Source organism: Rhodococcus sp. IEGM 1305 (genome assembly GCF_030058635.1).
Classification (GTDB): domain Bacteria; phylum Actinomycetota; class Actinomycetes; order Mycobacteriales; family Mycobacteriaceae; genus Rhodococcus_F; species Rhodococcus_F opacus_D.
On sequence record NZ_JASHKX010000006.1, the window covers coordinates 108,675 to 134,424 of the forward strand.

Consider the following 25,750-nt stretch of genomic DNA (forward strand, 5'->3'; position numbering starts at 1 on the left):
TCAGGCCTTCCTTCCCGGGTGTCCCGCGAGTTCGGCGTCGGTGTAGTACTTGGCGAGTTCGTCGATGTCGAAAAGCTCCAACAGCTCTGAGCGCATCGGGAGCTGGAGCTCGCGGGTGACGGTGACGTCCGGCACCACCGAATCGGGATGTGCGGACATGTCGCCGACCACGCTGCACACCAGCAGGGTGTTGCGCCACTCCGCCTCCATGCTCGGGTGGTCGTCGCGGGTGTGCCCGCCGCGACTTTCCGTGCGTAGCAGCGCCGCCTGGGCCACGCATTCGCTGACCAGCACCATGTTCCGCAGGTCGACGGCGAGGTGCCATCCCGGGTTGAACTGGCGGTGCCCCTCGACCTCCACGCCCCCGATGCGGCCCTTGATCTCGGTGAGCTTCTCCAGGGCACGGACGATCTCGTCTTCCTTCCGGATGATGCCGACGAGGTCGTTCATGGTCTGCTGCAGTTCGGTGTGCAGCGTGTACGGGTTCTCGGTGGCGCCACCCTCCCCGACCGCGGGATCGAACGGCGACAACAACATCCGCGCCGCCGCATCGACGGCGTCCGCGGACACGACCGGCCGGCCCTGCAGCGACTTCACGTACTCCGCCGCCCCCAGTCCGGCGCGGCGCCCGAACACCAGGAGGTCGGACAACGAGTTGCCGCCGAGCCGGTTGGAACCGTGCATCCCGCCCGAGCACTCCCCCGCGGCGAACAGCCCCGCGACGCTGGACGATCCGCTGTCGGGGTCGACTTCGATGCCCCCCATCACGTAGTGGCAGGTGGGCCCGACCTCCATCTGCTCCTTGGTGATGTCGACGTCGGCGAGTTCCTTGAACTGGTGGTACATCGAGGGCAGCCGCCGAACGATCTCGTCAGCGGGCATCCGTGAGGCGATGTCGAGGTACACGCCGCCGTGCGGGGTCTGCCGTCCGGCCTTGACCTCGGAATTGATCGCCCGGGCCACCTCGTCGCGGGGCAGGAGATCCGGTGTGCGGCGGTTGTTGTCGGAATCCTTGTACCAGCCGTCGGCCTCTTCCTCGGTCTCCGCGTACTGCCCTTTGAAGACCGGCGGGATGTACGAGAACATGAACCGCTCGCCCTCGGAGTTCTTCAGGACCCCGCCGTCACCGCGGACGCCTTCCGTCACGAGGATGCCCTTGACGCTGGGCGGCCACACCATGCCGGTGGGGTGGAACTGCACGAACTCCATGTTGATGAGGTTGGCGCCCGCGCGCAGGGCGAGGGCGTGACCGTCGCCGGTGTACTCCCACGAATTCGACGTCACCTTGAACGACTTGCCGATCCCGCCGGTGGCCATCACGACGGCGGGGGCCTCGAACAGGACGAAACGTCCACTCTCGCGCCAGTATCCGAACGCACCCGAGATCCGGTCGCCGTCCTTGGTCAGCTCGGAGATGGTGCACTCGGCGAAGATCTTGATCCGGGCCTCGTAGTCTCCGGTGGCGGCGAAATCCTCCTGCTGCAGCGACACGATCTTTTGCTGCATGGTGCGGATCAGTTCGAGCCCGGTGCGGTCACCGACGTGGGCGAGCCGCGGATACGTGTGACCGCCGAAGTTACGCTGGCTGATCCGGCCGTCGGGGGTCCGGTCGAACAGGGCCCCGTACGTCTCGAGTTCCCACACCCGGTCGGGAGCCTCGCGGGCGTGCAGTTCGGCCATTCGCCAGTTGTTGAGGAACTTGCCGCCGCGCATCGTGTCCTGGAAATGGGTCTGCCACGTGTCCTTCTCGTTGGCGTTTCCCATCGCGGCGGCGCAGCCACCCTCCGCCATGACCGTGTGCGCCTTGCCGAACAGCGACTTGCAGACGACGGCGACGGACAGGCCCTGTTCCCGGGCCTCGATGACCGCTCGCAGTCCGGCGCCGCCGGCACCGATGACCACGACGTCGTACTGGTGCCGTTCGACTTCCGTCATTCCACTCCCTCTTCGATGAAGTCAGTTGATGAGGCGCAGGTCGGAGATGGTCCCGCTCGCCACGAGCATCACGTAGAAGTCGGTGATGATCAGTGTGGCGAGGGTGGTCCAGGCGAGCTGCATGTGCCGGGTGTTCAGTGTGCTGACCCAGGTCCAGAGCCGGTACCGGATCGGGTGCTGGGAGAAGTGGGTGAGCCTGCCGCCCATGACGTGCCTGCAGGAATGGCAGGAGACGGTGTACGCCCAGAGCAGGATCACGTTGCAGACCATGATGAGTGTGCCGAGCCCGATTCCGAATCCGCCGTCGGCGCCGTGGAACGCGCGGATCGCGTCGTACGTGTTGATCAGCGAGACGACGAGTGCGACGTAGAAGAAGTAGCGGTGTGCGTTCTGGACGATCAGCGGCAGGCGCGTCTCACCCGTGTAGGTGCTATGGGGTTCCGCGACCGCGCACGCGGGCGGCGAGAACCACACCGACCGGTAGTAGGCCTTGCGGTAGTAGTAGCAGGTGAGCCGGAAGCCGAGCAGGAACGGCAGCACCAGGAACCCGAGCGGGATGATCATCGGCAACTCGCCGATGGGTGTCCCGAAGTCGCTCGAACCGGGCACACACGAATCGCTCAGGCACGGCGAGTAGAACGGCGTCAGGTAGTGGTAGTCCTCGACGAAGTACGCGGTGCGGACCCACGAGCGGACCGATGCGTACACCACGAAGACGGACAGGCCGAGCACCGTCAGCAGCGGGGCCAGCCACCACCGGTCGGTGCGGAGCGTGCGTTCCGCGATCCGGGCACGCGTCGGCGCCCCCACACCGGCACTTTCGGAATCCTTCGGCGGCGCGCTCATCCGCGCTCGTAGTGGAGCCCGCCCAGCCCCTCGTCATCGATACCGAGCCACATCGACGCGTCGTACGGGGTGTCCGACACCTTGATTCGCTCCACCGGTTCGCGGTGGACGACGTTCGGTGGCGAAGAGTCGAGTTCCCGCGCGTCGATCTCGAGCCGCTCCAGATCGTTGCTCAGTCGCCGCACGGATGCGGCGTCGCCGTACATCGATCGTAACGAACCGACAGCGCGCCGAAGGCGGTCGATGGTGCGATTCAATTCGAGCATTTCGGAGGTCGACATGTGACCCCTCCCAACCCAGCCGGATGTAGCCGTGACATGAATCACACTACCGATATTCGGAGGGGACGGTGCCGCTTTCGGAACCTCGGAAACTCCGTTGCGATGAATTTCGCGGGGCGGCCGAGTCCATATCTGCAGGACCACCGACAACGCACACCCACCGGGAGGACATCATGGCCGACGCCACGATCGGAAGCATCCTGCTCGCGAGCACTCACCCCGACCGACTGCGGGACTGGTACACCGCCGCGTTCTCGCCGAAGGTCGAACGCACCCCCGGCGAACCGGGCTACGACGTCCTCGACTTCGACGGCTTCTACATCATGCTCGACCGGCGCGACGACGTCGGCGACACCAATCCCGAACCCGGCCGCGTACTCCTCAACGTCGAGGTCACCGACGCCCGCGCCGCAGCACACCGGATCGACGAACTCGGTGCGACGTGGTTGTCCCCGCTCGAGGATCGTGACGGCAGCTGGTTCGGCACCGCCGTGGACCCCGACGGCAACTACGTCCAGATCATCCAGCTCAGCGCGCAGGCGCGGGCCGAGATGTCCTGACCGACAGCACGGAAGGAGAACAGACATGTTGAGCAATGCGCGAGCATTCAGCGGTTTCGCCGTCGACGACATCGCCGCGGCCCAGTCCTTCTACACCGACACCCTGGGCCTCGAGGTCACCGAGGATGAGATGGGACTACTGGGCCTGCATCTCCCGAAGGGGCCGGTGGTGCTGATCTATCCCAAGCCCGACCACACGCCGGCGACGTTCACCATCCTGAATTTCGCCGTGGACGACGTGGAGAAGGCCGTCGACGCGCTCACCGAACGTGGGGTCCGGTTCCTGCGGTACGACGGCTTCGATCAGGACGACAAGGGGATTATGCGCGGCAACGGTCCCGACATCGCGTGGTTCACCGACCCCGCGGGAAACGTGCTGTCGGTGCTCGCCGAATCCTGACCGCCCCAGCTCAGAGCCGCGTGAGCGTCGACTTCAGCCAGGTGCTGTCGAACCACGTGGATGCGGCCGCACCGAACGACGCAGAGGCCAGGCGTCCGCTGCCTGCGGGCACCGAGCCGACGACGTCGACCCCGGTCACGGCGGGCAGGTCGTCGAGATTGCACCGCTCGGCGAGCCCGGGCTCGTCCGGCCAGGACCCGATCACCGTTCCGGCGCAGGCGAGACCGGCCGCCGACAGTGCCCGGATCGTGAGCTCGGTGTGGTTGAGCGTGCCGAGGCCTGCCGCGGCGACCACGACAGCCGGTGCGTCGAGGGCGAGCGCGAGATCGACGAGCGTGAAGCCCTCGGCGCCCAGCCGCACCAGCAGGCCGCCTGCACCCTCGACGAGCACCAGATCGTGCCCGTCGTCGAGCGCGCGGATCGTCTCGACCACGTCGGCGCACCGCAGCATCGGCAGGCCGCTGCGCCGGGCCGCGGTGTCGGGGGCGAGTGGTTCGGGGTAGCGGGCCAGCTCCACCACCGCCGTCACACCGGACAGTCTGGTCACCTCGACCAGATCGCCCGGCTCTCCCGGGGCGACGCCGGTCTGCGCGGGCTTGCACACCGCCACGGACAGGCCCGCTTCATGTGCAGCCGCCGCGAGCGCCGCCGTGACCACCGTTTTGCCGACATCCGTCGACGTGCCGGTGACCACCAGGATGCTCACGCCGACGCTCCCACCAGGACGTCCGTCAGCACGGCTTCGATCCGCGCCAGTTCGTCCTCATCGAGCGTCGCGCGCGCGGTGAGCCGCAGACGCGACGTGCCTTCGGGCACCGACGGGGGCCGGAAGCAGCCGACGTGCAAGCCCTGTTCCCGGCAGGCGGCGGCTGCGTCGACGGCGCGTTGCGGGTCGCCGAGGATCACGGAGACGACGGCGGACTCGGGTGTCCCGGCGCCGGTGAACCGGGCGAGATCCCGCGCACGGTCCAGGACGGACTCCGCACGGTGGGGTTCACGCCGCAGAACGGCGAGGGCCGCCCGTGCCGCGCCGACGGCCGCGGGGGCCAGGCCGGTATCGAAGATGAACGTGCGCGCGGCGTCGACGAGATGCGCGCGCACCTTCTCCGACGCCAGCACCGCACCGCCCTGGCTGGCCAGCGACTTCGACAGCGTGGCCGTGACGACGATGTCGGGTTCGCCCGCGAGACCCACCTCGTGCACGAGTCCGCGGCCCCCTGCGCCGCGGACTCCGACACCGTGCGCCTCGTCCACGACGAGGAACGCGCCGTGCTCGCGGCACACCCGGTGGAGGTCGACGAGGGGTGCGAGATCCCCGTCCGCGCTGAACACCGAGTCGGTGACGACCAGCGCCCGCTCCTCCGGCCGGGTGGCCAGTGCGCTGCGGACGAAGTCGAGATCGGAATGCGGTGCGACGGCCACGCGGGCCCGCGACAGCCGACACGCGTCGACCAGTGACGCGTGGCTGCCCGCATCGGAGACGATCAGCGATCCGGCGCCGGACAGCGCGGTGACGGCACCGAGATTCGCGGTGTACCCGGAGGAGAACACCAGCCCGGCGTCGGCGCCGACGAACTCGGCGAGTTCGGTTTCGAGGAGTTCGTGTTCGGTGGTCGATCCCGTGACCAGACGCGAGCCGGTGGCCCCCGCACCCCAGCGGCGCAGCGCGGTCATCGCGCCGTGCAGCACCTCCGGGTGCCGTACGAGACCGAGGTAGTCGTTGGACGCCAGATCGATGAGCGCGTTGCCGGGCGTGCGTGGACGCAACTCGCGGCGCAGTCCCGCGGCGCGCCGCTGGTCCTCGACGTCGTCGAGCCAGGTGGTGAAGGTGCGGTCGGTACTCACCCCCGGCACGATACGCGACTTGAACGGTGTTCAACCCGGGTGGGCCCGGTTTTCCTCGGGTGGCTAGGGTCGAGACCGTGACCTCCCCGAGCCTGTCCGTCGACGACATCACGTCCCTCGATGCCTCGCTTCTCTGGCATCCGTACGGCGCCTTCCCCGCCTCGACCACCCCGCTCGTGGTGGCCGAGGCGAGCGGGACCCGCCTCATTCTCGCCGACGGACGCGAACTCGTCGACGGCATGAGTTCGTGGTGGGCCGCGGTCCACGGCTACCGGCATCCCGTCCTCGACGCGGCGGCGACGGCGCAGCTCGGGCGGATGAGTCACGTGATGTTCGGCGGGCTCACCCACGAACCGGCCGCGCGGCTCGCCCAGCTGCTCGTCGAGATCACCCCGGACGGACTCGACAAGGTGTTCCTCGCCGATTCCGGTTCGGTGTCCGTCGAAGTCGCCGTCAAGATGTGCCTGCAGTACTGGCGCAGTCGCGGCAGGCCGGAGCGGCACCGGCTGCTCACCTGGCGCGGCGGGTATCACGGCGACACGTTCGCCCCGATGAGCGTCTGCGACCCGGACGGGGGCATGCACTCCCTGTGGACGGACGTCCTGGCACGGCAGGTCTTCGCCGGACCCCCGCCCCGCGAGTTCGACCCGCGGTACGTCGCGGAGTTCGAGCGCCTGGTGGCCTTGCACACCGACGAACTGGCGGCCGTCATCGTCGAACCGGTGGTGCAGGGCGCCGGTGGCATGCGCTTCCACGACCCCCGGTACCTGTCGGAGCTGCGGCGGATCTGCGACGAGCACGGGCTCCTGCTGGTGTTCGACGAGATCGCGACCGGTTTCGGCCGCACCGGCGAGCTGTTCGCCGCGGACCACGCCGGCGCCCGCCCCGACATCATGTGCGTCGGCAAGGCCCTCACCGGCGGGTACATGACCCTCGCGGCGACGCTTTGTTCCACCGACGTCGCCGAGACCATCAGCTCCGGGGAGGCCGGCGGGCTGATGCACGGTCCCACGTTCATGGCCAACCCGCTCGCCTGTGCCGTCGCGGTGGCGTCGATCGAACTCCTGCTGTCGCGCGACTGGCGAGGCGAGGTCGAGGCCGTGCGTCGCGAGCTCGAATCGGGGCTCGCACCGGCCCGGGAACTCCCCGGCGTCCGGGAGGTCCGGGTGCTCGGCGCGATCGGTGTGATCGAACTCGCCGAACCCGTCGACATGCGTGCCGCCACCGACGCCGCGGTGGCCGCCGGGGTCTGGTTGCGGCCGTTCCGGAACCTGATCTACTCGATGCCGCCGTACGTGTGCACCACCGGCGACGTGCGGAAGATCACAACCGGAATGCTTGCTGCGGCACGGAGCTCCGCCCCGGGCCGATAGCCCGATCTCGTCGAGCTGAGAGCAACGCCGACGCGGGCTAGTGTTCTCGATATGGAAGCAAGCGAGTCGACCGGCACCACGCCCATTCCCGTGTGGCCCGGCAGCGCCTACCCACTGGGCGCCACCTACGACGGAGCCGGGACGAACTTCTCCTTGTTCTCCGAGGTCGCCGAGGCGGTCGACCTGTGCCTGATCGCGAAGGACGGCACGGAGACGCGGATTCGCCTCGACGAGGTCGACGGTTACGTGTGGCACGCGTACCTGCCGACCGTCGTTCCCGGTCAGCGGTACGGGTACCGGATCCACGGCCCCTGGGATCCCGCGGCCGGGCACCGCTGCGACCCCAGCAAGCTCCTCCTCGACCCCTACGGCAAGGCGTTCGACGGCGAATTCGACGGAGACCGGTCCCTGTTCTCCTACGACATCGACGCGCCCGCCGAGTCCGCCCCCGAGGAATCGGAGGACGCCGCGCTGATCGTCGACACGGACGACGACATCGAGGCCGAGGACGAGGCGGAGGCCGAGCTCGCGGCGGAACCCGAGGAGACCTCGGCGCCCGGACTGCCCGGACACGACTCGCTCGGCCACACGATGACGACGGTGGTGATCAACCCGTTCTTCGACTGGGCTGCCGACCGCGCACCGAAACACCCGTACCACGACACCGTGATCTACGAGGCCCACGTCAAGGGCATGACGGCGACGCATCCCGGTGTGCCGGAAGAGCTTCGCGGCACGTATGCGGGCCTCGCGCATCCGGTGATCATCGACCACCTCGTCGACCTCGGGGTCACCGCGATCGAACTGATGCCGGTGCATCAGTTCATGCACGATCAGACGCTGCTCGACAAGGGGCTGCGGAACTACTGGGGTTACAACACGTTCGGCTTCCTCGCCCCGCACACCGGGTATTCGTCGGCGGAGAAGCCGGGCGCCGCGGTGTCGGAGTTCAAGGCGATGGTCCGCTCGTTCCACGAGGCGGGCATCGAGGTCATCCTCGACGTCGTCTACAACCACACCGCCGAGGGCAACCACCTCGGTCCGACCATCTCGTTCCGCGGCATCGACAACGCCGCCTACTACCGGCTCGTCGACGGCGACGCCGAGCACTACATGGACTACACGGGCACCGGGAACAGTCTCAACGCCCGGCACCCGCACACGCTGCAACTGATCATGGACTCGCTGCGGTACTGGGTCACCGAGATGCACGTCGACGGATTCCGGTTCGACCTCGCGTCCACGCTCGCCCGTGAACTGCACGACGTCGACCGGCTCTCCGCGTTCTTCGACCTCGTCCAGCAGGATCCGATCGTCAGCCAGGTCAAGCTCATCGCCGAACCGTGGGACATCGGCGAGGGCGGGTACCAGGTGGGCAACTTCCCGGGCCTGTGGACGGAGTGGAACGGCAAGTACCGGGACACCGTCCGCGACTACTGGCGCGGTGAACCCGCGACGCTCGGCGAATTCGCGTCCCGGCTCACCGGCTCCTCCGACCTCTACGAGGCGACCGGGCGCCGCCCCGGCGCGAGCATCAACTTCGTCATCGCCCACGACGGGTTCACCCTGCACGACCTGGTGTCGTACAACGAGAAGCACAACGAGGCCAACGGCGAGGGCAACAACGACGGCGAGAGCCACAACCGGTCCTGGAACTGCGGTGTCGAGGGACCGACGGACGACCCGGAGATCCTCGATCTGCGCGGGCGGCAGAGCCGCAACATCCTGGCTACCCTGCTGCTCAGCCAGGGGACGCCGATGCTGGCGCACGGCGACGAGATGGGCCGCACCCAGCAGGGCAACAACAACGTGTACTGCCAGGACTCGGAACTGTCCTGGATGGACTGGTCGCTGGCGGACGCCAACGCCGACCTGGTCGAATTCACCAAACGGGTGATCGCCTTGCGGATGAAGAATCCGGTGTTCCGTCGTCGCCGGTTCTTCGAGGGCACGCCCATCCGCAGCGGTGACCAGACCCGCGACATCGCGTGGCTCACGCCGGCCGGCGAGGAGATGACCCCCGAGGACTGGGACAGCGGTTTCGGGAAGTCCCTGGCCGTATTCCTCAACGGCGAGGGCATCCCCGAACCCAACCACCGCGGCGAGCGGGTGGTCGGCGACTCGTTCCTGTTGTGCTTCAACGCGCACGACGAGGAGATCGAGTTCTCCACGCCGAACTCCGATTACGCCGACGAGTGGGCGGTCGTGCTCGACACCGCCGTCCCGACGGGGGCGAAGGAAGCGGTGATCAAGGCCGGGGATCCGCTGCAGGTCGAGGCCCGGTCGCTGGTCGTGCTGCGCCGGACCGCCTGAGCCGGGGACGACGATGTCGATCACGTCCACCTACCGGCTGCAACTGCGCGGTGACTGCTTCACCCTGGCGGATGCCGCCGCCGTCGCCGACTACCTGGACGACCTCGGGATCTCCCACGCCTATCTGTCGCCGATCCTGACGGCCACCACCGGATCGACCCACGGGTACGACGTCACCGACGTGACCCGCGTGTCCCCCGCGCTCGGCGGGCGGGAGGCGCTGGCCGCGCTGTCCCGGGAGGTGCGGGGCCGCGGCATGGGTCTCGTCGTCGACCTCGTCCCCAATCATGTGGGTGTCGCGAATCCGCGTGAGAACCCGTGGTGGTGGGACGTTCTCACGCACGGTCGCCGCTCCGAGTACGCCGAGTTCTTCGACATCGACTGGAGCGACGACAACGGCGCAGGCGGCCGGCTCGCGCTGCCCGTCCTCGGATCGGACGCCGATCTCGAGTCGCTGACCGTCGACCGCTCGGGACCCGAACCTCTGCTCGCGTTCTACGAGCACCGTTTCCCGATCACCCCCGGCACCGATGCCGCCGAGCCGACGGCGGTGCACGACGCGCAGTCGTACCGCCTGGTCCCGTGGGACTCCGGTCTCATCGGGTACCGGCGATTCTTCGCGGTCAGCGAACTGGCCGGTATCCGTCAGGAAGACCCGCGCGTGTTCGAGGCCTCGCACCGCGAACTGCGGAGCTGGGTGGCGGACGAGTTGATCGACGGCGTGCGCATCGACCATCCCGACGGGTTGTCCGATCCGGCCGAATATCTCGACCGGCTGCGCGGGCTGATCGGCGCGGACCGGTGGCTCGTGATCGAGAAGATCCTCGGCCACACCGAACCACTGGACGACCACCTGCCGATCGCGGGCACCACCGGTTACGACGCATTGGCCGAAGTCGGCGGCGTCTTCGTCGACGCGTCGGGAGCCCCCGCGCTCACCGCTCTGTCGGCGTCCCGCACGGGTGACCGGGGTGACGCGACGTGGATTCACGAACACGAAACCGCGATCAAACGCGACGTCGCCGGAACCATTCTCGCCCCGGAGGTCCGGCGCCTCGTCCGTGCGATCCGCGCGGAAACCGGCACCGACTGCAGCGATACGGACCTGCGTGACGCCGTCGTGGACGTCGTCGCGGCCATGCCCGTGTACCGGTCCGACTACAGTCCGCTGGCCGGGCTGGCGAAACGGGTGATCGGCGACGTCCTGCGGCGTGAACCGCACTGGTCCGACGCACTCTCTGCCCTCGGCGCCGCCCTGATCGCCGGCGGTGAGGCGGCCACCCGATTCCAGCAGGTGTGCGGCGCGGTGATGGCGAAGTCCGTGGAGGACTGCCTGTTCTACCGCACCGCCCGGCTGGTGTCGTTGCAGGAGGTGGGCGGCAATCCGGCGAACGTCGGCGTCTCCCCCGCCGAATTCCACCTGGCCGCAGCCGAGCGAGCCACCCGGTGGCCGCGGGCGATGACGACGCTGTCGACGCACGACACCAAGCGCGGGGAGGACGTCCGGGCCCGGATCGGCATCCTGTCGCAAGTGCCGGACCTGTGGGCCGAATGCGTCGATCAGTGGGAACGCATCGCACCCAGCCCCGATCCCGTGACCGGACTGTTCCTGTGGCAGAACCTGTTCGGGGTGTGGCCGGTCGACGGCCGGGCCGCGGCCGACGTGCCCGACTTCCGCGAGCGCGTCCACGCGTACGCGGAGAAGGCGGTCCGCGAGGCCGGGACCCGGACGTCGTGGCACGACGTGAACGAGGACTTCGAGCGCGACCTCCACAGTTGGCTGGACACGGTGATCGACGGCACCGTCGGCAAGGCGCTCGGCTCGCTGTGCACCCAGCTTGCCCCGCACGCCTGGTCGGACTCGCTCGGTCAGAAGCTGCTGCAGCTGTGCGGACCCGGGATCCCGGACGTGTACCAGGGAACCGAGCTGTGGGAAGACTCGCTCGTCGACCCGGACAATCGCCGTCCCGTGGACTACGACATACGACGGAGCCTGCTCGCGGGGCTCGGCACTCCTCCCGTCGATGCGACGGGCGCCGCGAAGATGCACATCGTCCGCACGGCTCTGCGCCTGCGCCGGGAACGTCCGGACAGCTTCGTCGGCGGGACCTACACGCCGGTGTTCGCGTCGGGGACCGCGGCGGAGCATCTGATCGGCTTCGCTCGCGGACGGCAAGGGTCGGCGCCGGACGTCGTGGCACTGGCCACCCGCCACACCGTCGGACTGGAGCAACGTGGCTGGGGCGACACCACCGTGCCCCTCCCGGACGGCACCTGGACCGACCTGCTCACCTCCCAGACGTACACCGGCGGCCGCATCGGCACCGCGACGCTGTTCGCCCGCTATCCCGTGGCGCTTCTGACCCTGTGAGTACTTGTTAACCGCCCGCGGTTGACAAGTACTCACAGGGGTACTGGCCTTGTATGTCGCGACGTGTGGTTGCCCGGGCGTACGGAGGGCCGGAGGTCCTCGCGGTCGTCGACGCGGAGGCTGTGAATCCCGCCCCCGGCGAGGTGGTGATCGAGGTTCGCGCCATCGGGGTCAACCCGATCGACTACAAGCTCTACAGCGGCGCGTTCGGCGCCGACCCGGACGTCTTGCCCATGGGTCTGGGCAGCGAGGCCGCGGGCATCGTCGGCGAGGTGGGTGACACCGCGGCGGGGCCGGTGGGCCCGATCTCGGTGGGCGACGAGGTGATCGTGTACCCGGTGTCCGAGTCGTACGCGGATCGACTTGTCGTGTCCGGTGATTCGGTGATCCCGAAACCGGCGTCGTTGCCGTGGAACGAGGCGGCCGGACTTCTCGCCGTGGGTGCCGCCGCGGTCGACACCCTCGACACGGCGAACGTCGGCGCCGGCGACCTCCTGCTCGTGCACGGAGCTTCCGGCGGCGTGGGGTCGTTCGTCGTGCAGTTGGGGCGGGCCCGCGGTGCCACGATCATCGGTACCGCGCGCCCCGAGCACCACGACTACGTCCGCTCGCTCGGTGCCACCCCCGTGTCCTACGGCGCCGGCCTGGACGGTCGGGTCCGCGTCCTGGCACCGGACGGGGTGGACGCCGTGATCGATACCGCGGGCAGTGACGAGGCGATCGACGTCTCCGTGGACCTGGTGCGGGACCGGTCGCGGTTGGTGACGACCGTTCCCGGCCCCCGCCCGGCCGAAGCCGGTTTCCGGATCGTGGGCGCGCTGGGGCCGGAGGGTATGGAGCCGCGTAAACGGGCCCGCGTCTTCCTCGTCGACCTCGCGGGCAACGGCGACGTGCGGGTGCGCGTGGCGCGCACGTACGCGCTGACGGAGGCAGCGCGCGCTCATGCCGATCTTCGGAAGCCGCACGCGGCGGGCAAGTTCATCCTGCTGCCGTAGGCCCGACGCACCTCGGATCAGTGGAGCAAACTCGCCCGGATCGTCGCTTTCACCCAGTTCCGGTACTCGACGACATCCCACCCGCACTGCCGTCGCAGCATCGAGTACACCTGCGGCGACACGACCGTGAACAGCACGTCGGCGGCCCGCTGGACGGAGATTTCGGGACGCAGCAGTTCGTGCGCGGCGAGTCCCTCGGCGAGCGTCATCGCATTCTCGGCCGAGGCCCGCGCTCCCTCGTCGGCGAACCGCCGCATGTCGTCGTCCGCTCCCGAGGATTCGATCGACGTCGTCATCAGCGTTCCGGCGCGCTCCAGGACGTCGGTGCTGAATCCGACCATCTGGTCGAGGATCCGTTCGACGGGGTCGCCGTCCCGGGGTGCGGGCGTGTGGGTCGCGGCGGTATCACCGTCGATGGCCGTGTGCAGGGCCTCGTGGAACAGTTCCGCCTTGCCGCCGGGGAACGCGGTGAACACCGTGCGGGTCGACACCCCGGCGGCCTCGGCCACGTTCCGCACCGTCGTGCTGACGTATCCACGGTCGACGAACAGCCGGGCCGCGGCGTCCCGGACGAGGAGGCGGGTCCGGCGCGCCGATTCCGCACGAAGCGGCGAGCTGTAGGACCTCTTGGCGGATTCGGGCATGGGCTCACGATAGACGCATTCGATACATCAATCGTGCAACCAATGTGGCACAGCGATTTGCCACACATCGACCAGGCGAAACGCCCGATACCTACGACTTCGGGTGTTCCACCCAGGCATCGGATCCGGGAAACACGAGCGCCTCGTGGCCGTCGTCGTACCGGACGAGATAGGGCGGTTCGCCGTTCTCTCCGTGTACCTCCACGACCTCGGCGGTCGTCTCGTGCACTCCGACCACCCTGCCCTGGACGTGCAACCGGTCTCCCACTGCTACGTGCATGACTGCTCCTCGCGACGTTCGAGTCCGTACCCCCCAGCTTGCTACTTCCGGAACCGGGGCGAAAGGGTCGACTCGCCGCCATCTCTGCCGGCGTGTGCCATCGTGGGGACATGGCTACGTATCGATACCTCGACAAGGACCGTAACGTGCTCGAGGAGCAGGACTTCGGCACCGTGCAGGACGCCGAGGAACACCGGTTGTCCGTTCTCGGCGCCGAGATCATCGAGGAGGTCGAGGACTCCGGCACGTCCGAGAGCTGACTGTTCTGCGCGGCCCGCCGCATCGAGGCATGCTGATCGGGTGCACACATTCGAGGTATGGGCCCCGATTCCGGATTCCGTTTCTGTGGAGGTCGACGGCCGACGCCACGACATGACCCCGTCACCGGACGGATGGTGGCGAGCCGACGTCGACGCGTCGCCGGATTCGCGGTACGCGTTCGTCCTCGACGACAGCGACACCCCACTTCCCGATCCCCGGTCGCCGCGACAGCCCGATGGAGTGCACAGCGCGTCCCAACTCCACACCCTCGACGAGAGCCTCTGGACCGACTCGCGGTGGACCGGGCGGCAGCTCGCCGGCTCCGTCGTCTACGAACTGCACGTCGGCACGTTCTCTCCGGAGGGCACGTTCGCGGCCGCCGTCGACCGGCTCGACCACCTCGTCGAACTCGGCGTCGACTTCGTGGAACTGATGCCCGTCAACGGTTTCAACGGGACCCACAACTGGGGATACGACGGCGTTCTCTGGTACACGGTGCACGAGGGTTACGGCGGGCCGGACGGGCTGCAGACCCTCGTCGACGCGTGCCACGCCCGCGGTCTCGGCGTCGTCCTCGACGCCGTGTACAACCACCTCGGACCGTCCGGCAACTACCTCGACCGGTACGGCCCGTACCTCGCGCAGGGCGCCAACACGTGGGGCCGGAGCATCAACCTGGACGGACCGGACAGCGGCGAAGTCCGCCGCTACATCATTGACAACGCGCTGCGGTGGTTCCGTGAGTTCCACATCGACGCGCTCCGCCTCGACGCGGTCCACGCACTCGTCGACCACACCGCCACCCATCTTCTCGAGGACCTGGCCATCGAGACCCGCCGGCTGTCCGCGCACCTGAGGCGGCCGCTGACGCTCATCGCGGAGAGCGACCTCAACGATCCGCGCCTGATCACGTCGCGCTCGGCAGGCGGCTGCGGCCTCGACGCGCAGTGGGACGACGACGTGCATCACGCCATCCACGCCGCCGTCTCGGGCGAGAGGCAGGGCTATTACGGAGATTTCGGTTCGATGGCCTGCCTCGCCGACACCCTGCGCCAGGGGTGGTTCCACGCGGGCACGTTCTCGACGTTCCGCGGTCGCACCCACGGCAGGCCGCTGGACACCCGCCGGACCCCGGCCAGTTCGCTGGTCACGTACACGTGCACGCACGATCAGATCGGCAACCGGGCGATCGGCGACCGCCCCGGCACGTATCTCGATTCCGGGCAGCTCGCCGTGAAGGCCGCGCTCGTGCTGTGCTCGCCGTTCACGCCGATGCTGTTCATGGGTGAGGAGTGGGGTGCGAGCACCCCGTTCCAGTTCTTCACCTCCCACCCCGAACCGGAACTCGCGAGGGCGACGGCCGAGGGGCGCAAGGCCGAGTTCGCGGAGCACGGCTGGAGCACGGACGACGTCCCCGACCCACAGGACCCGGAGACGTTCGAGCGGTCCAAGCTCGACTGGGACGAACTGGTCCGCGAACCGCATGCCCGGCTGCTCGACTGCTATCGCTCGTTGCTGCGCCTACGGCGGGAGCGCGCCGAGCTGACGGATCCGTGGCTGGAGAACCTGTCCGTCGACTACGACGAGGCGGAGCAGTGGATCGTGGTGCACCGCGGCGCACTTCGTCTCGCGTGCAATCTGGGTGCCGAACCGGTGACCGTCCCGGTCGGCGGCTCCCCCGTCTTGTGGTGGGAGCCGCCGACCCAGGACGAGACCGCGTCGGCGACGGTGCTACCGGGTCACTCGTTCGTGGTGCTCGACAGCTCGCCCTGACGGTCGCGCAGCATCCGCAGGACGAGGATGGCGGTCGCGAACAGGATCACGGCCGTCGCGCCGGCGGCGACGTGCATGCCGTCGACGAACGCCGACTGCGCGGACTCCAGGAACACCGTCCGGGCCGTCTCCGGGAGGTGCTGGGCCTCCGCGACGGCGGCACCGAGCGTGCCCTGGGCGGACTCGACCTGTTCCGCCGGCAGCATCGATGTGTCGAGGCCGTTCCGGAAGATCGCCATGACGACGCTGCCGAGCACGGCGACGCCGAGTGCGATACCGAGTTCGTATGCCGTCTCGGACACCGCGGAGGCGGCGCCGGCCCGTTCGGGCTCGACGGCGCTGACCACGAGGTCGGAGGTCAGGGTCAGTGCGATACCGACACCGGCGCCCGCGAGGCCGAAGCCGATCACGAACATCGTCGGGGCACCGTCCACGCCGAGCGTGAGCATCAGTGCCGCACCCACAGCCGCGATCGCGAGACCGCCGCCGAGCACGTGCGAGGTGGCCCACCGGCGCACCATCCAGGCCGCCGCGAGTGCGGTGACCGCGCTCATCAGCATGCCGGGCAGCATCAGCACACCCGATTCGAACGCGCTGTTGCCCAGCACCAACTGCAGGTACTGCGAGCCGAAGAACAGCACACCGGCCAGCGCGAAGATGGACAGCAGGTTGGTGAGGACGGCGGTCGAGAACGCCGGCTTGGCGAACAGGCCGATGTCGATCATCGGGTCCTTCATCCCCTTCTGCCTGCGCACGAACACCACACCGGACACGACGCCGACGAGTCCGACGGCGAGCAGCACCGGGTCGACACCGTGCACCACGGTCTCCTTGACCGCGTACACCAGCGGCAGCATCGTCGTCATCGACAGCGCGGCGCTGAGAAGGTCGAAGCGCCCCGGGGCGGGGTCCTTGGACTCGGGAATCACGAGCGGTCCCACGGCGATCAGAACCAGCATCACGGGGATGTTGATCAGGAACACCGAGCCCCACCAGAAGTGCTCGAGCAGCCAGCCGCCGATCAGCGGGCCGGCCGCGGTACCGCCACCGGCCATCGCACCCCACACTCCGATGGCGAGGGTCCGCTGGCGCGGGTCGACGAAGATCGTGCGGATCAGGCCGAGTGTCGCGGGCATCAGCGTCGCCCCCGAGATTCCCTGCAGCACGCGGGCCGCGATCAGCATCTCGGGTGTCGGCGACCACGCTGCGATCAGCGAGGCGATGCCGAATCCGGCGGCGCCGAGGAGCAGCAGACGACGCCGTCCGATCCGGTCGCCGAGCGTGCCCATCGTGATGAGCAGGCCGGCGAGGACGAACGAGTAGACGTCGATGATCCACAGCAGCTGCGTGCTGCTGGGTTCGAGGTCGGCGCTGATGAACGGCAGCGCGAGGTCGAGCACGGTGCCGTCGACGGCGATCAGGAGGACGGCGAAGGCGAGGACGACCAATCCGAGCCAGTCTCGGCGTGATGCGGAGGACTGACCTGGCGCACCGTAGGCGTCGTTGATCCCGCGATCCGTGGAGACAGACATTTATCTTCCTGCGACTTTCCGATTCGAGAGCTGGCACGGCGAGAACCGTCCAGCCGGTACAGTTCCGTTACCTTATCGTGAACCGTCCGGACGGTAAAGTTATTTCCCGGGTACAGTCCCTCTCCATGGCTGCCGGAACGCGCGATCGAATACTCGACGCCCTCGAGAAGCTGCTGCTCGACGTGGGGATAGCCCAGGTGACCCTCGAAGCGGTCGCTACGGAGGCCGGGGTGTCCAAGGGCGGACTGCTCTACCACTTCCCCAGCAAGGAAGCGCTGCTCGCCGCCATGGTGCGCCGGCTCGGCGAACGAGCGGACGCCCAGCTCGCCGACGCCGTCTCCGGCGGCACCTCGCTGTCCGAGTGGTATCTGCAGGTTCCCGACGCGAGCACCACCGAGGAACTCGCCCTCTACCGTTCGACCATCGCCGCGCTACGGAGCGTCGACGGTCAGCACGACGAGATCCAGAAGGCCGTCACCGAAGTGATGCGCGGCTGGGACGAAGGTCTCCAGAGCGAGATCGACGACCCGGTGCAGGCCGAGATCGTGCGCCTCGTCGGCGACGGCATCTACCTGGCCGCTCTGCTCGGGCTCCCCATGCCCGAGCCCGAGCTGTACACGAAGGTCGTCGCGCGGCTGCTGCAGAAGTAGCGGCTCAGGTGAGGTAGCGGTACGCCGGGCTCCCCGGCTCCAGGCGTTCCACCTGCATCCGGGACTGCTCCATCCGCTCGAGCAGCTCGCCGAGCCCCTCGGCCTTGCCGAGTTCGATACCCACCAGGGCGGCGCCGGTCTCCCGGTTGTTGCGCTTCACGTACTCGAACAGGGTGATGTCGTCTTCGGGGCCGAGCACCTCGTCCAGGAAGCGGCGCAGCGCGCCCGGCTCCTGCGGGAAGTCGACGAGGAAGTAGTGCTTCAGGCCGAGATTCACCAGCGAACGTTCCAGGATCTCGCCGTACCGCGAGACGTCGTTGTTGCCTCCGGAGATCAGGCACACCACCGTGGACCCCGGTTCGAACGTGATGTTCCCGAGGGCCGCCACCGACAGGGCGCCCGCGGGCTCGGCGATGATGCCCTCGTTCTGGTACAGCTCGAGCATCGTGGTGCACAGTGCGCCCTCGTCGAGGTTGGCCATCACGAAGCTCTCGGGATCGAGCCGGATCGTGGTGGACCGGTCGGACTGGCCCAGTGACGTGTGCGTCACCACCTCGGCGCCCAGGGCGGACACCACGGCGTAGGGAAGGTCGCCGACCCGCTTCACCGAGGCGCCGTCGACGAACGGGTCGATCTCCGTCAACGTCACGGGACCACCGGCGACCAGGGCCGCCGTCATCGACGCCGCCCCCGTCGGCTCCACCCCGACGATGGCCGTGCGGGGTGCGTGCGCACGCAGATACGTGGCGATGCCGGCGATGCATCCGCCGCCACCGACCGGGACGAGCACGGTATCGGGGGCCGCACCGAGCTGCGCGAGGATCTCGGCGGCGATGGTGCCCTGACCGGCCGCGGTACGGGCGTCGTCGAACGGCGCAACCATCGTCGCGCCCGTCCGCCGCACGTCGGCGGCGGCCGCAGCGGCAGCGGCGTCGTACGTCTCCCCCGTCAGGATCAGCTCGACGAACTCGCCGCCGTGCGCGCGGATGCGATCCCGCTTCTGTTTGGGGGTGTTCGACGGAACGTAGATGCGGCCGGTGATTTCCATTGTCCGGCAGGCGAACGCGACGCCCTGCGCATGGTTGCCCGCGCTGGCCGTCACCACTCCGGCCGCACGCTCGCCGGCATCGAGCTGCGCCATGAGGTTGTAGGCGCCGCGCAGCTTGTAGGAGCGGACGACCTGCAGATCTTCGCGCTTGAGGTAGACGTTCGCACCGGTCAGCGACGACAGGCGCTCGCTCCGCTGCAAGGGGGTCGCGTCGATCACGTGGGAAATTCGCTCGATGGCCGCATCGATGTCGCCCACCGTCAGGGGCGAGGTGATGTTCTGGGCTGCGGTATCGGGCGATGTGGACACCCGGATATGTTCCCACTCTCCAGCCACGGGATACCAGTCGGGTTCAGCCGCGCGGATCGAACTGGGACGGTCGCGGAACATTGCGGACGTTCGACTTCGCCATCTTCACGGCCTCGCCGACACCCCCGTTCATCACCATCTTCGACAACGCCAACGCGAAACCGGTGACCTGCCCGCCAGTGATGGTCGGTGGCAGCGACAACGCCAGCGGGTCGGTGACCAGATCGACGAGCGCCGGTCCGTCGTGATCGAACGCCTGCCGGAGGCCCGATTCGATGTCGGCCGGATCCTCGATCCGGCGGGCGAAGATGCCCAGGGCCGACGCCACCGCCGCGTAGTCGACGGGTGCCACGTCCACCCCGAAATCCGGCAGCCCGTCCACCAGCATTTCCAGCTTGACCATCCCCAGAGTGGAATTGTTGAACACCACGATCTTGACCGGGAGCCGGTACATCGCGACCGTCACCAGTTCCCCCAGCAGCATCGACAGCCCGCCGTCGCCCGACACGGACACCACCTGCCTGCCCGGCGCGCACACCTGGGCGCCGATCGCGTGGGGCAGGGCGTTCGCCATCGATCCGTGCAGGGCCGAGGACAGGAACCGCCGCGACCCGTTCGGTGTCAGGTAGCGCGCCGTCCACACGTTCGACATTCCCGTGTCGGTCGTGAAGATCGCGTCGTCGGCGGCGAGGTCGTCGAGGATCGACGCCGCATATTCGGGGTGGATCGGGATGCGCTGCTTGGCGGGTTTGGTGTACGCACCGACCACCTTGTTCATCAGTGTCCGGTGCTTGTCGAGCATGTCGTCGAGGAATCGGCGATCGTCCTTCCGCCGGATCAACGGGGCGAGGGCACGCAACGTGCTCGCCACGTCGCCGTGCACGGCCAGGTCGACGTTCGTTCTCCGGCCGATTCGTTGTGCGGCCCAGTCGATCTGCGCGGTGCGGACTCCGTCGGGCAGGAACTGGTTGTACGGGAAGTCCGTTCCGACGAGCAGCAGGAGGTCGGCGCCGTGCATCCCGTCGTGCGCCGCCCCGTACCCCAGCAGCCCCGTCATTCCGACGTCGAAGGGGTTGTCGTACTGAATCCATTCCTTGCCGCGGAGCGTGTGGCCGATCGGCGCACCGATCGTGTCGGCCAGGCTCAGCAACTCCTCGCGCGCCTCCCGCACACCCTCGCCGGCGAAGATCGCGACCTTTCCCGCCGCGTTCACGGCGTCGGCGAGCGCCTGCACGTCGGCCTGGTCGGGCACGATCGCCGGTGCGCCGGTCCGCGGCACCGACGGCGCCTTCCCCTCGGCGGGCCGGTCCGCGATGTCGCCGGGCAGCGTGATGACCGCGACACCGGACAGCGCGGTCGCGTGCGCGATGGCGGACGCCGTCACGCGTGGCGCCTGGGCGGGACTTCCGATCAGCTCCGCGTACCGGGAGCACTCGACGAACAGGCGGTCCGGGTGGGTCTCCTGGAAGAAGCCGAGTCCGATCTGCTCGCTCGGGATCTGCGCCGCGATCGCAAGTACCGGCGCCCCCGAGCGGTCCGCGTCGTAGAGGCCGTTGATCAGGTGCAGGTTTCCCGGGCCGCACGAGCCGGCGCACACCGCCAGCTTGCCGGTGACCTGCGCCTCGGCTGCCGCGGCGAACGCGGCGGCCTCCTCGTGACGCACGTGAATCCAGTCGATTCCGCCCTTCGCCGCGCCGCCCGACCGCCGGACCGCGTCGACGACGGGATTGAGGCTGTCGCCCACGATTCCGTAGATCCGCTGGACGCCGGCGTCCTGGAGTTGACGTACCAACTGATCGGCAACGGTTTTCGCTCTCATCGGGCCTCCGGTCGGGGGACGGTCGAACGGCGAAGGACAGCGGGGCGCGGGTCAGGCGGGTTCGAGCACGAACACCGGGATCTCCCGATCGGTATTCTTCTGATACTCGGCGTAGTCCGGGAACGCGGCGACGGCGCGGTCCCACCAGGCGGTCTTCTCCTCGCCCGTCACCTCACGGGCCACCATGTCCTGTGTGGTCGAGCCGTCGCGGAGTTCGACGTGCGGCTCGGCTTTCACGTTGTAGTACCAGACCGGGTTCTTGGGTGCGCCGCCGAGCGAGGCGACGATCGCGTACGTCCCGTCGTGTTCGACACGCATCAACGGCGTCTTGCGGAGTTTGCCGGATTTCGCGCCACGCGTGGTCAGCAGGACGACGGGCCTGCCGCCCAGCGTCGTGCCCTTTGCTCCATCGGTGGATTCCATCAACTCGGCCTGATCTGCTGCCCACTTGGACGTACTGGGCTCGTATTCACCTGTGAGTGGCATGCGTCCAGTCAACACCTGATGCGCGAGAACGCGCCACCGATTCCACCGAACGAGCGCACATGCGAAGAACCACATCCGATTGTTCGTTGCGCCGAACTCCGGGTTCCGAGTACCCTGATCCCACGCGGGGGATGTCCGCTCCCCCGACCCGCGCCAGTGAGGTGACCTGCGATGACGACACACGACGCATGGGTGCGCCGCGAGATTCGCCGCAGCAACCCTGCCCGCACCGTCGATCTCGCCGGCACCGCGTGGCCCCTGTACAAGCTGGAAGCGCTGGCTGTCGCGCTGCTGGTCTTCGTCACGATCCTCGTCGTCACCCAGACACTGCAGGCGGCCGTCCTCACCGCCGCCGCGGTGGCCGTCGTCGTGTGGTGGGCGCGGCGCCTCTACCCGCCGCGCCCCTAGCCGTCACACGGACAGGCAGCTCGGTCCGAGCAGCGCCTTGAGATCGCCCATCAACGCCGACGACGGTTCCACCCGGAGCACGTCGTCCACCTTCCACAACGTGACCTCGGTGCCGCCGATCACCCGCACGTGCACGTCCGAGGTGCCCGGATGGCGCGTGAGGACCTGACGCAGCGCGCCGAGCTTGTCCTTGGTGCACTGACGCAGCGGCAGACTGACCGCCAGCGGCTTCGCGACCCCCACCGCCGAGAGATCCGGCACCGCAAGGTCGTTGGCGATAAGTGAGATCCGGTCGTCACGAATCGACACGCGCGCCTTGACGAGCACGACGGAGTCCTCCGTGACGTCCATCCCGTACACCGAGTAGGCCTGCGGGAAGAACAGCACCTCGATACCACCGGTCAAATCCTCGAGCTGCGCGGACGCCCAGGTGAGACCGTTCTTGTTGATCCTCCGGTTCACCGACGCGAGGATGCCGCCGACGGTGACCTGGGTGCCGTCCTTGATGTCGCCTTCGAGGATGGTCGGGATCGCGGTGTCGGACTGCGCCGACAGCACGTGTTCGACGCCGTTGAGCGGGTGCCCGGACACGTACAGTCCCAGCATTTCCCGTTCCAGCGCCAACCGGTGCTTCGAGTCCCACTCTTCCTCGGGGATCTTCACGTTGAAGACCGAGGAGATCGACTCGTCGGCGTCGTCGCCGCCGAAGAGGTCGAACTGTCCGATCGCCTCCGCCTTCTTGGTGCCCATCACCGCGTCGATGGCGTCGGCGTGGACGAGCATGAGTCCCTTGCGCGGATGGCCCAGCGAGTCGAACCCGCCTGCCTTGATCAGCGATTCGGTGACCTTCTTGGAGCAGGCGGCGGCGTCGATCTTGTTGAGGTAGTCGGAGAAGTCGACGAACTTGGACTTCTCCTTGCGCGCCTTGATGATCGAGCCCACGACGTTGGCGCCGACGTTGCGGACGGCGCCCATTCCGAACCGGATGTCCTCACCGACGGAGGCGAAGTTGACCTCCGATTCGTTGACGTCCGGCGGCAGCACGGTGATACCCATCTTGCGGCAGTCCGCGAGGTAGATGGCGGCCTTGTCCTTGTCGTCACCGACCGAGGTGAGCAGACCGGCCATGTACTCGGCCGGATAGTTGGCCTTGAGATACCCGGTCCAGAACGACACCAGGCCGTACCCGGCCGCGTGCGACTTGTTGAACGCGTACCCGGCGAACGGGAGGATGGTGTCCCACAGTGCCTTGATGGCGGGCTCGGAGAATTCGTTGGCGAGCATGCCCTCCCGGAAGCCGGCGTACGCCTCCTCCAGAACCGAGAGCTTCTTCTTACCCATGGCTCGGCGGAGAATGTCGGCCTGTCCGAGCGAGTACCCGGCCACCTTCTGAGCGATCTGCATGATCTGCTCCTGGTAGACGATCAGGCCGTACGTGTCGGCCAGGATCTCCTTCAGGGGCTCCTCGAGTTCCGGGTGGATGGGTTTGACCTCTTGCCGCCCGTTCTTGCGGTCGGCGTAGTCGTTGTGCGCGTTCATGCCCATCGGACCGGGCCGGTACAGCGCGAGCACCGCGACGATGTCCTCGAAACCGGTGGGCTGCATACGGCGCAGCAGGTCGCGCATCGCGCTGCCGTCGAGCTGGAACACGCCGAGAGTGTCTCCGCGCGAAAGCAGTTCGTACGTGGCTTGATCGTCGAGCGCGAGGGTGTCGAGATCGAGGTCGATCCCCCGGTTGGCCTTGATGTTGTCGATGGCGTCACCGATGACGGTGAGGTTCCGCAGTCCGAGGAAGTCCATCTTCAGCAGGCCGATGGCCTCGCACGACGGGTAGTCCCAGCCGGTGATGATGGCGCCGTCCTGGGCGCGCTTCCACACGGGAATCGCGTCCATCAGCGGTTCGGACGACATGATCACCGCGCAGGCGTGGACGCCGGCGTTACGGATCAGGCCCTCGAGTCCCTTGGCCGTCTGGTAGATCTTCGCGACGTCCGGGTTGGAGTCGATGAGGGCGCGAACCTCCACCGCTTCCTTGTAGCGCTCGTGGTTCGGGTCGGTGATGCCGGACACCGAGATGTCCTTGGCCATGATCGGCGGCGGCAGCGCCTTCGTGATCTGGTCGGCGATCGCGAAACCGGGCTGACCGAACTGGACTCGGGCGGAGTCCTTGATGGCCGCCTTCGTCTTGATGGTGCCGAACGTGATGACCTGGGCGACGCGGTCGCTGCCCCACTTGTCCGTCGCGTAGCGCACCATCTCGCCGCGACGGCGATCGTCGAAGTCGATGTCGATATCGGGCATGGAGACGCGCTCGGGGTTCAGGAACCGCTCGAACAGCAGGCCGTGCGGGATGGGGTCGATGTTGGTGATGCCCATCGCGTAGGCGACGAGCGAACCGGCCGCCGAGCCTCGGCCGGGGCCGACGCGGATGCCGACCTCCCGGGCGTGGTTGATGAGGTCGCCGACGACGAGGAAGTAGGCGGGGAAACCCATTTCGAGGATGACGCCGATCTCGTAATCGGCGCGGGCGAGGTACTCCTCGGGGGGTCCGTCGGGGAACCGGCGGTCCAGTCCGCGCATGACCTCCTTGCGCAGCCAGGTGCCCTGCGTCTCGCCCTCGGGGACCGGGAAGATCGGCATCCGGTCGTGGTGCGCCCACACGTCGTCGTACGACTGGACCCGCTCGGCGATCAGCAGTGTGTTGTCGCACGCGCCGGGCACCTGGTCGTCCCACAGCGCCCGCATCTCCGCGGCCGGCTTCAGGTAGTAGCCGTCGCCGTCGAATTTGAACCGGGTGGGGTCGGACAGTGTCTTACCGGTCTGGATGCAGAGGAGGGCCTCGTGGTTCTCCGCGGCTTCCTTGGTGACGTAGTGGCAGTCGTTGGTGGCGAGCGGCGGAATCTCGAGCTTCTTGCTGATCTCGAGCAGGCCCTCGCGCACCCGTCGCTCGATCGACAGTCCGTGGTCCATCAGCTCGAGGAAGAAGTTGTCCTTGCCCCAGATCTCCTGCCACTTGGCGGCGGCCTCGAGCGCCTCGCGGTCGTGGCCGAGTCGCAGCCGGGTCTGGATCTCACCGGACGGGCAGCCCGTGGTCGCGATGATGCCCTCGTGGTGGGTGGCGATGAGCTCTTCGTCCATCCGCGCCCACTTGCCGAGCTGGCCCTCGATCGACGCGAGCGAGGACAGCTTGAACAGGTTCCGCAGACCGGTCGCGTTCTCCGCGACCATCGTCATGTGGGTGTACGCACCGCTACCGGAGACGTCGTCGGACTTCTGGCTGCGGTCGCCCCACAACACGCGCTTGGTGTTGAAGCGGGACTCGGGCGCGATGTACGCCTCGATGCCGATGATCGGCTTGATGCCCTGCTTCTTCGCGACGTTGTAGAACTCGCTGGCGCCGTACATGTTGCCGTGGTCGGTCATGCCGACCGCCGACATCCCCAGTCGCTCGGCCTCTTCGAACAGGGGGCCGACCTTGGCCGCACCGTCGAGCATCGAGTACTCGGTGTGATTGTGCAGATGTACGAACGAGTCAGCCACGTGCGCCTCTCTGAAGGTCTGGGAGCCTCACGAGTGTAGGCCCTCGGACCGACAGCACCGGTCGCCGACGGCGGGTGTCGG

22 protein-coding genes are annotated in these 25,750 nt (G+C 68.1%); 10 read left to right on the top strand and 12 right to left on the bottom strand.

Going from position 1 to position 25,750, the window contains the following annotated elements:
- From QM693_RS13060 to QM693_RS13070, 3 genes are read right to left on the bottom strand one after another with little or no spacing between them, the layout of a single operon-like run.
- A complete protein-coding gene (locus QM693_RS13060) occupies positions 1-1,935 on the bottom strand; it encodes a fumarate reductase/succinate dehydrogenase flavoprotein subunit (protein WP_283352544.1) in 1,935 nt (644 codons plus the stop codon).
- 21 nt (positions 1,936-1,956) lie between these two features.
- Positions 1,957-2,781, bottom strand: a complete 825-nt coding sequence (gene sdhC, locus QM693_RS13065; RefSeq protein WP_283352545.1) for a succinate dehydrogenase subunit SdhC — start codon at positions 2,779-2,781, stop codon at positions 1,957-1,959.
- Positions 2,778-3,062: an Rv0250c family protein gene (locus QM693_RS13070; RefSeq protein WP_009473700.1), complete on the bottom strand. Its 285-nt coding sequence runs from the start codon at positions 3,060-3,062 to the stop codon at positions 2,778-2,780. The genes sdhC and QM693_RS13070 overlap by 4 nt, the downstream gene beginning before the upstream one ends.
- A 173-nt stretch (positions 3,063-3,235) precedes the next feature.
- Here QM693_RS13070 and QM693_RS13075 point away from each other — a divergent pair, with 173 nt between their 5' ends.
- Positions 3,236-3,622: a VOC family protein gene (locus tag QM693_RS13075; protein ID WP_280782534.1), complete on the top strand. Its 387-nt coding sequence runs from the start codon at positions 3,236-3,238 to the stop codon at positions 3,620-3,622.
- Positions 3,623-3,647: 25 nt separating this feature from the next.
- Entirely contained in the window at positions 3,648-4,022 is a 375-nt protein-coding gene (locus tag QM693_RS13080) for a VOC family protein (protein ID WP_283352546.1), read from the top strand.
- 10 nt (positions 4,023-4,032) lie between these two features.
- Here QM693_RS13080 and bioD read toward each other — a convergent pair whose 3' ends face one another.
- Positions 4,033-4,728, bottom strand: coding sequence for a dethiobiotin synthase (bioD, locus tag QM693_RS13085; RefSeq protein WP_283352547.1), 696 nt, complete (start codon positions 4,726-4,728; stop codon positions 4,033-4,035).
- Entirely contained in the window at positions 4,725-5,876 is a 1,152-nt protein-coding gene (locus QM693_RS13090) for an 8-amino-7-oxononanoate synthase (protein ID WP_283352548.1), read from the bottom strand. Before QM693_RS13090 ends, bioD begins: the two co-directional genes overlap by 4 nt.
- A 68-nt stretch (positions 5,877-5,944) precedes the next feature.
- Here QM693_RS13090 and QM693_RS13095 point away from each other — a divergent pair, with 68 nt between their 5' ends.
- The 4 genes from QM693_RS13095 to QM693_RS13110 are packed head-to-tail and all read left to right on the top strand — an operon-like array spanning position 5,945 to position 12,919.
- Complete coding sequence (locus QM693_RS13095) at positions 5,945-7,240, top strand: adenosylmethionine--8-amino-7-oxononanoate transaminase (protein ID WP_283352549.1); 1,296 nt, start codon at positions 5,945-5,947, stop codon at positions 7,238-7,240.
- Positions 7,241-7,291: 51 nt separating this feature from the next.
- A complete protein-coding gene (gene glgX, locus QM693_RS13100) occupies positions 7,292-9,553 on the top strand; it encodes a glycogen debranching protein GlgX (protein ID WP_283352550.1) in 2,262 nt (753 codons plus the stop codon).
- A gap of 13 nt (positions 9,554-9,566) precedes the next feature.
- Positions 9,567-11,924 carry a malto-oligosyltrehalose synthase gene (treY, locus tag QM693_RS13105; RefSeq protein ID WP_283352551.1) on the top strand — a complete coding sequence of 786 codons (2,358 nt, stop codon included), beginning with the start codon at positions 9,567-9,569 and terminating at the stop codon, positions 11,922-11,924.
- A 53-nt stretch (positions 11,925-11,977) separates the two neighbouring features.
- Positions 11,978-12,919: an NADP-dependent oxidoreductase gene (locus tag QM693_RS13110; RefSeq protein WP_283352552.1), complete on the top strand. Its 942-nt coding sequence runs from the start codon at positions 11,978-11,980 to the stop codon at positions 12,917-12,919.
- Positions 12,920-12,936: 17 nt separating this feature from the next.
- Here QM693_RS13110 and QM693_RS13115 read toward each other — a convergent pair whose 3' ends face one another.
- Both QM693_RS13115 and QM693_RS13120 read right to left on the bottom strand, forming a co-directional pair.
- On the bottom strand, positions 12,937-13,563 hold the full coding sequence (locus tag QM693_RS13115) for a TetR/AcrR family transcriptional regulator (RefSeq protein ID WP_283352553.1): 627 nt from the start codon (positions 13,561-13,563) through the stop codon (positions 12,937-12,939).
- A gap of 91 nt (positions 13,564-13,654) precedes the next feature.
- Complete coding sequence (locus tag QM693_RS13120) at positions 13,655-13,843, bottom strand: DUF1918 domain-containing protein (protein ID WP_005247576.1); 189 nt, start codon at positions 13,841-13,843, stop codon at positions 13,655-13,657.
- A 110-nt stretch (positions 13,844-13,953) separates the two neighbouring features.
- Here QM693_RS13120 and QM693_RS13125 point away from each other — a divergent pair, with 110 nt between their 5' ends.
- Both QM693_RS13125 and treZ read left to right on the top strand, forming a co-directional pair.
- Positions 13,954-14,103, top strand: coding sequence for a hypothetical protein (locus tag QM693_RS13125; protein ID WP_198601994.1), 150 nt, complete (start codon positions 13,954-13,956; stop codon positions 14,101-14,103).
- A 40-nt stretch (positions 14,104-14,143) separates the two neighbouring features.
- Entirely contained in the window at positions 14,144-15,877 is a 1,734-nt protein-coding gene (treZ, locus tag QM693_RS13130) for a malto-oligosyltrehalose trehalohydrolase (protein ID WP_280782542.1), read from the top strand.
- Here treZ and QM693_RS13135 read toward each other — a convergent pair.
- Positions 15,844-17,409 (bottom strand): MFS transporter, encoded by a 1,566-nt coding sequence (locus QM693_RS13135; protein WP_283334275.1) that lies wholly within the window; start codon positions 17,407-17,409, stop codon positions 15,844-15,846. The two genes, treZ and QM693_RS13135, sit on opposite strands and share 34 nt — an antisense overlap.
- A 125-nt stretch (positions 17,410-17,534) precedes the next feature.
- On the opposite strand from QM693_RS13135, the gene QM693_RS13140 reads away from it, so the two are divergent.
- On the top strand, positions 17,535-18,059 hold the full coding sequence (locus tag QM693_RS13140) for a TetR/AcrR family transcriptional regulator (protein WP_283352554.1): 525 nt from the start codon (positions 17,535-17,537) through the stop codon (positions 18,057-18,059).
- Positions 18,060-18,063: 4 nt separating this feature from the next.
- Here QM693_RS13140 and ilvA read toward each other — a convergent pair whose 3' ends face one another.
- From ilvA to QM693_RS13155, 3 genes are read right to left on the bottom strand one after another with little or no spacing between them, the layout of a single operon-like run.
- Positions 18,064-19,416: a threonine ammonia-lyase IlvA gene (gene ilvA, locus QM693_RS13145; RefSeq protein ID WP_283334274.1), complete on the bottom strand. Its 1,353-nt coding sequence runs from the start codon at positions 19,414-19,416 to the stop codon at positions 18,064-18,066.
- A 43-nt stretch (positions 19,417-19,459) separates the two neighbouring features.
- The gene (locus tag QM693_RS13150) at positions 19,460-21,235 is read right to left on the bottom strand and encodes a pyruvate dehydrogenase (RefSeq protein ID WP_280782545.1); all 1,776 of its coding nucleotides are present in this window, start codon (positions 21,233-21,235) and stop codon (positions 19,460-19,462) included.
- Between the two features lie 51 nt (positions 21,236-21,286).
- Entirely contained in the window at positions 21,287-21,721 is a 435-nt protein-coding gene (locus tag QM693_RS13155) for a nitroreductase family deazaflavin-dependent oxidoreductase (protein ID WP_280782546.1), read from the bottom strand.
- Between the two features lie 171 nt (positions 21,722-21,892).
- On the opposite strand from QM693_RS13155, the gene QM693_RS13160 reads away from it, so the two are divergent.
- Positions 21,893-22,129, top strand: coding sequence for a hypothetical protein (locus QM693_RS13160; RefSeq protein WP_280782547.1), 237 nt, complete (start codon positions 21,893-21,895; stop codon positions 22,127-22,129).
- A gap of 3 nt (positions 22,130-22,132) precedes the next feature.
- Here the strand turns inward: QM693_RS13160 and dnaE are convergent, their stop codons facing one another.
- Positions 22,133-25,669 carry a DNA polymerase III subunit alpha gene (dnaE, locus tag QM693_RS13165; protein ID WP_283352555.1) on the bottom strand — a complete coding sequence of 1,179 codons (3,537 nt, stop codon included), beginning with the start codon at positions 25,667-25,669 and terminating at the stop codon, positions 22,133-22,135.
- Positions 25,670-25,750 lie beyond the last annotated feature (81 nt).

Coding starts and splice junctions, on each gene's coding strand:
- QM693_RS13150 (WP_280782545.1), bottom strand. CDS start 21,235: ATGAGAGCGAAAACCGTTGCCGATCAGTTGGTACGTCAACTCCAGGAC.
- QM693_RS13060 (WP_283352544.1), bottom strand. CDS start 1,935: ATGACGGAAGTCGAACGGCACCAGTACGACGTCGTGGTCATCGGTGCC.
- QM693_RS13080 (WP_283352546.1), top strand. CDS start 3,648: ATGTTGAGCAATGCGCGAGCATTCAGCGGTTTCGCCGTCGACGACATC.
- QM693_RS13125 (WP_198601994.1), top strand. CDS start 13,954: ATGGCTACGTATCGATACCTCGACAAGGACCGTAACGTGCTCGAGGAG.
- QM693_RS13115 (WP_283352553.1), bottom strand. CDS start 13,563: ATGCCCGAATCCGCCAAGAGGTCCTACAGCTCGCCGCTTCGTGCGGAA.
- QM693_RS13155 (WP_280782546.1), bottom strand. CDS start 21,721: ATGCCACTCACAGGTGAATACGAGCCCAGTACGTCCAAGTGGGCAGCA.
- QM693_RS13070 (WP_009473700.1), bottom strand. CDS start 3,062: ATGTCGACCTCCGAAATGCTCGAATTGAATCGCACCATCGACCGCCTT.
- QM693_RS13160 (WP_280782547.1), top strand. CDS start 21,893: ATGACGACACACGACGCATGGGTGCGCCGCGAGATTCGCCGCAGCAAC.
- treY (WP_283352551.1), top strand. CDS start 9,567: ATGTCGATCACGTCCACCTACCGGCTGCAACTGCGCGGTGACTGCTTC.
- QM693_RS13135 (WP_283334275.1), bottom strand. CDS start 17,409: ATGTCTGTCTCCACGGATCGCGGGATCAACGACGCCTACGGTGCGCCA.
- QM693_RS13140 (WP_283352554.1), top strand. CDS start 17,535: ATGGCTGCCGGAACGCGCGATCGAATACTCGACGCCCTCGAGAAGCTG.
- QM693_RS13120 (WP_005247576.1), bottom strand. CDS start 13,843: ATGCACGTAGCAGTGGGAGACCGGTTGCACGTCCAGGGCAGGGTGGTC.
- QM693_RS13075 (WP_280782534.1), top strand. CDS start 3,236: ATGGCCGACGCCACGATCGGAAGCATCCTGCTCGCGAGCACTCACCCC.
- glgX (WP_283352550.1), top strand. CDS start 7,292: ATGGAAGCAAGCGAGTCGACCGGCACCACGCCCATTCCCGTGTGGCCC.
- sdhC (WP_283352545.1), bottom strand. CDS start 2,781: ATGAGCGCGCCGCCGAAGGATTCCGAAAGTGCCGGTGTGGGGGCGCCG.
- QM693_RS13110 (WP_283352552.1), top strand. CDS start 11,978: ATGTCGCGACGTGTGGTTGCCCGGGCGTACGGAGGGCCGGAGGTCCTC.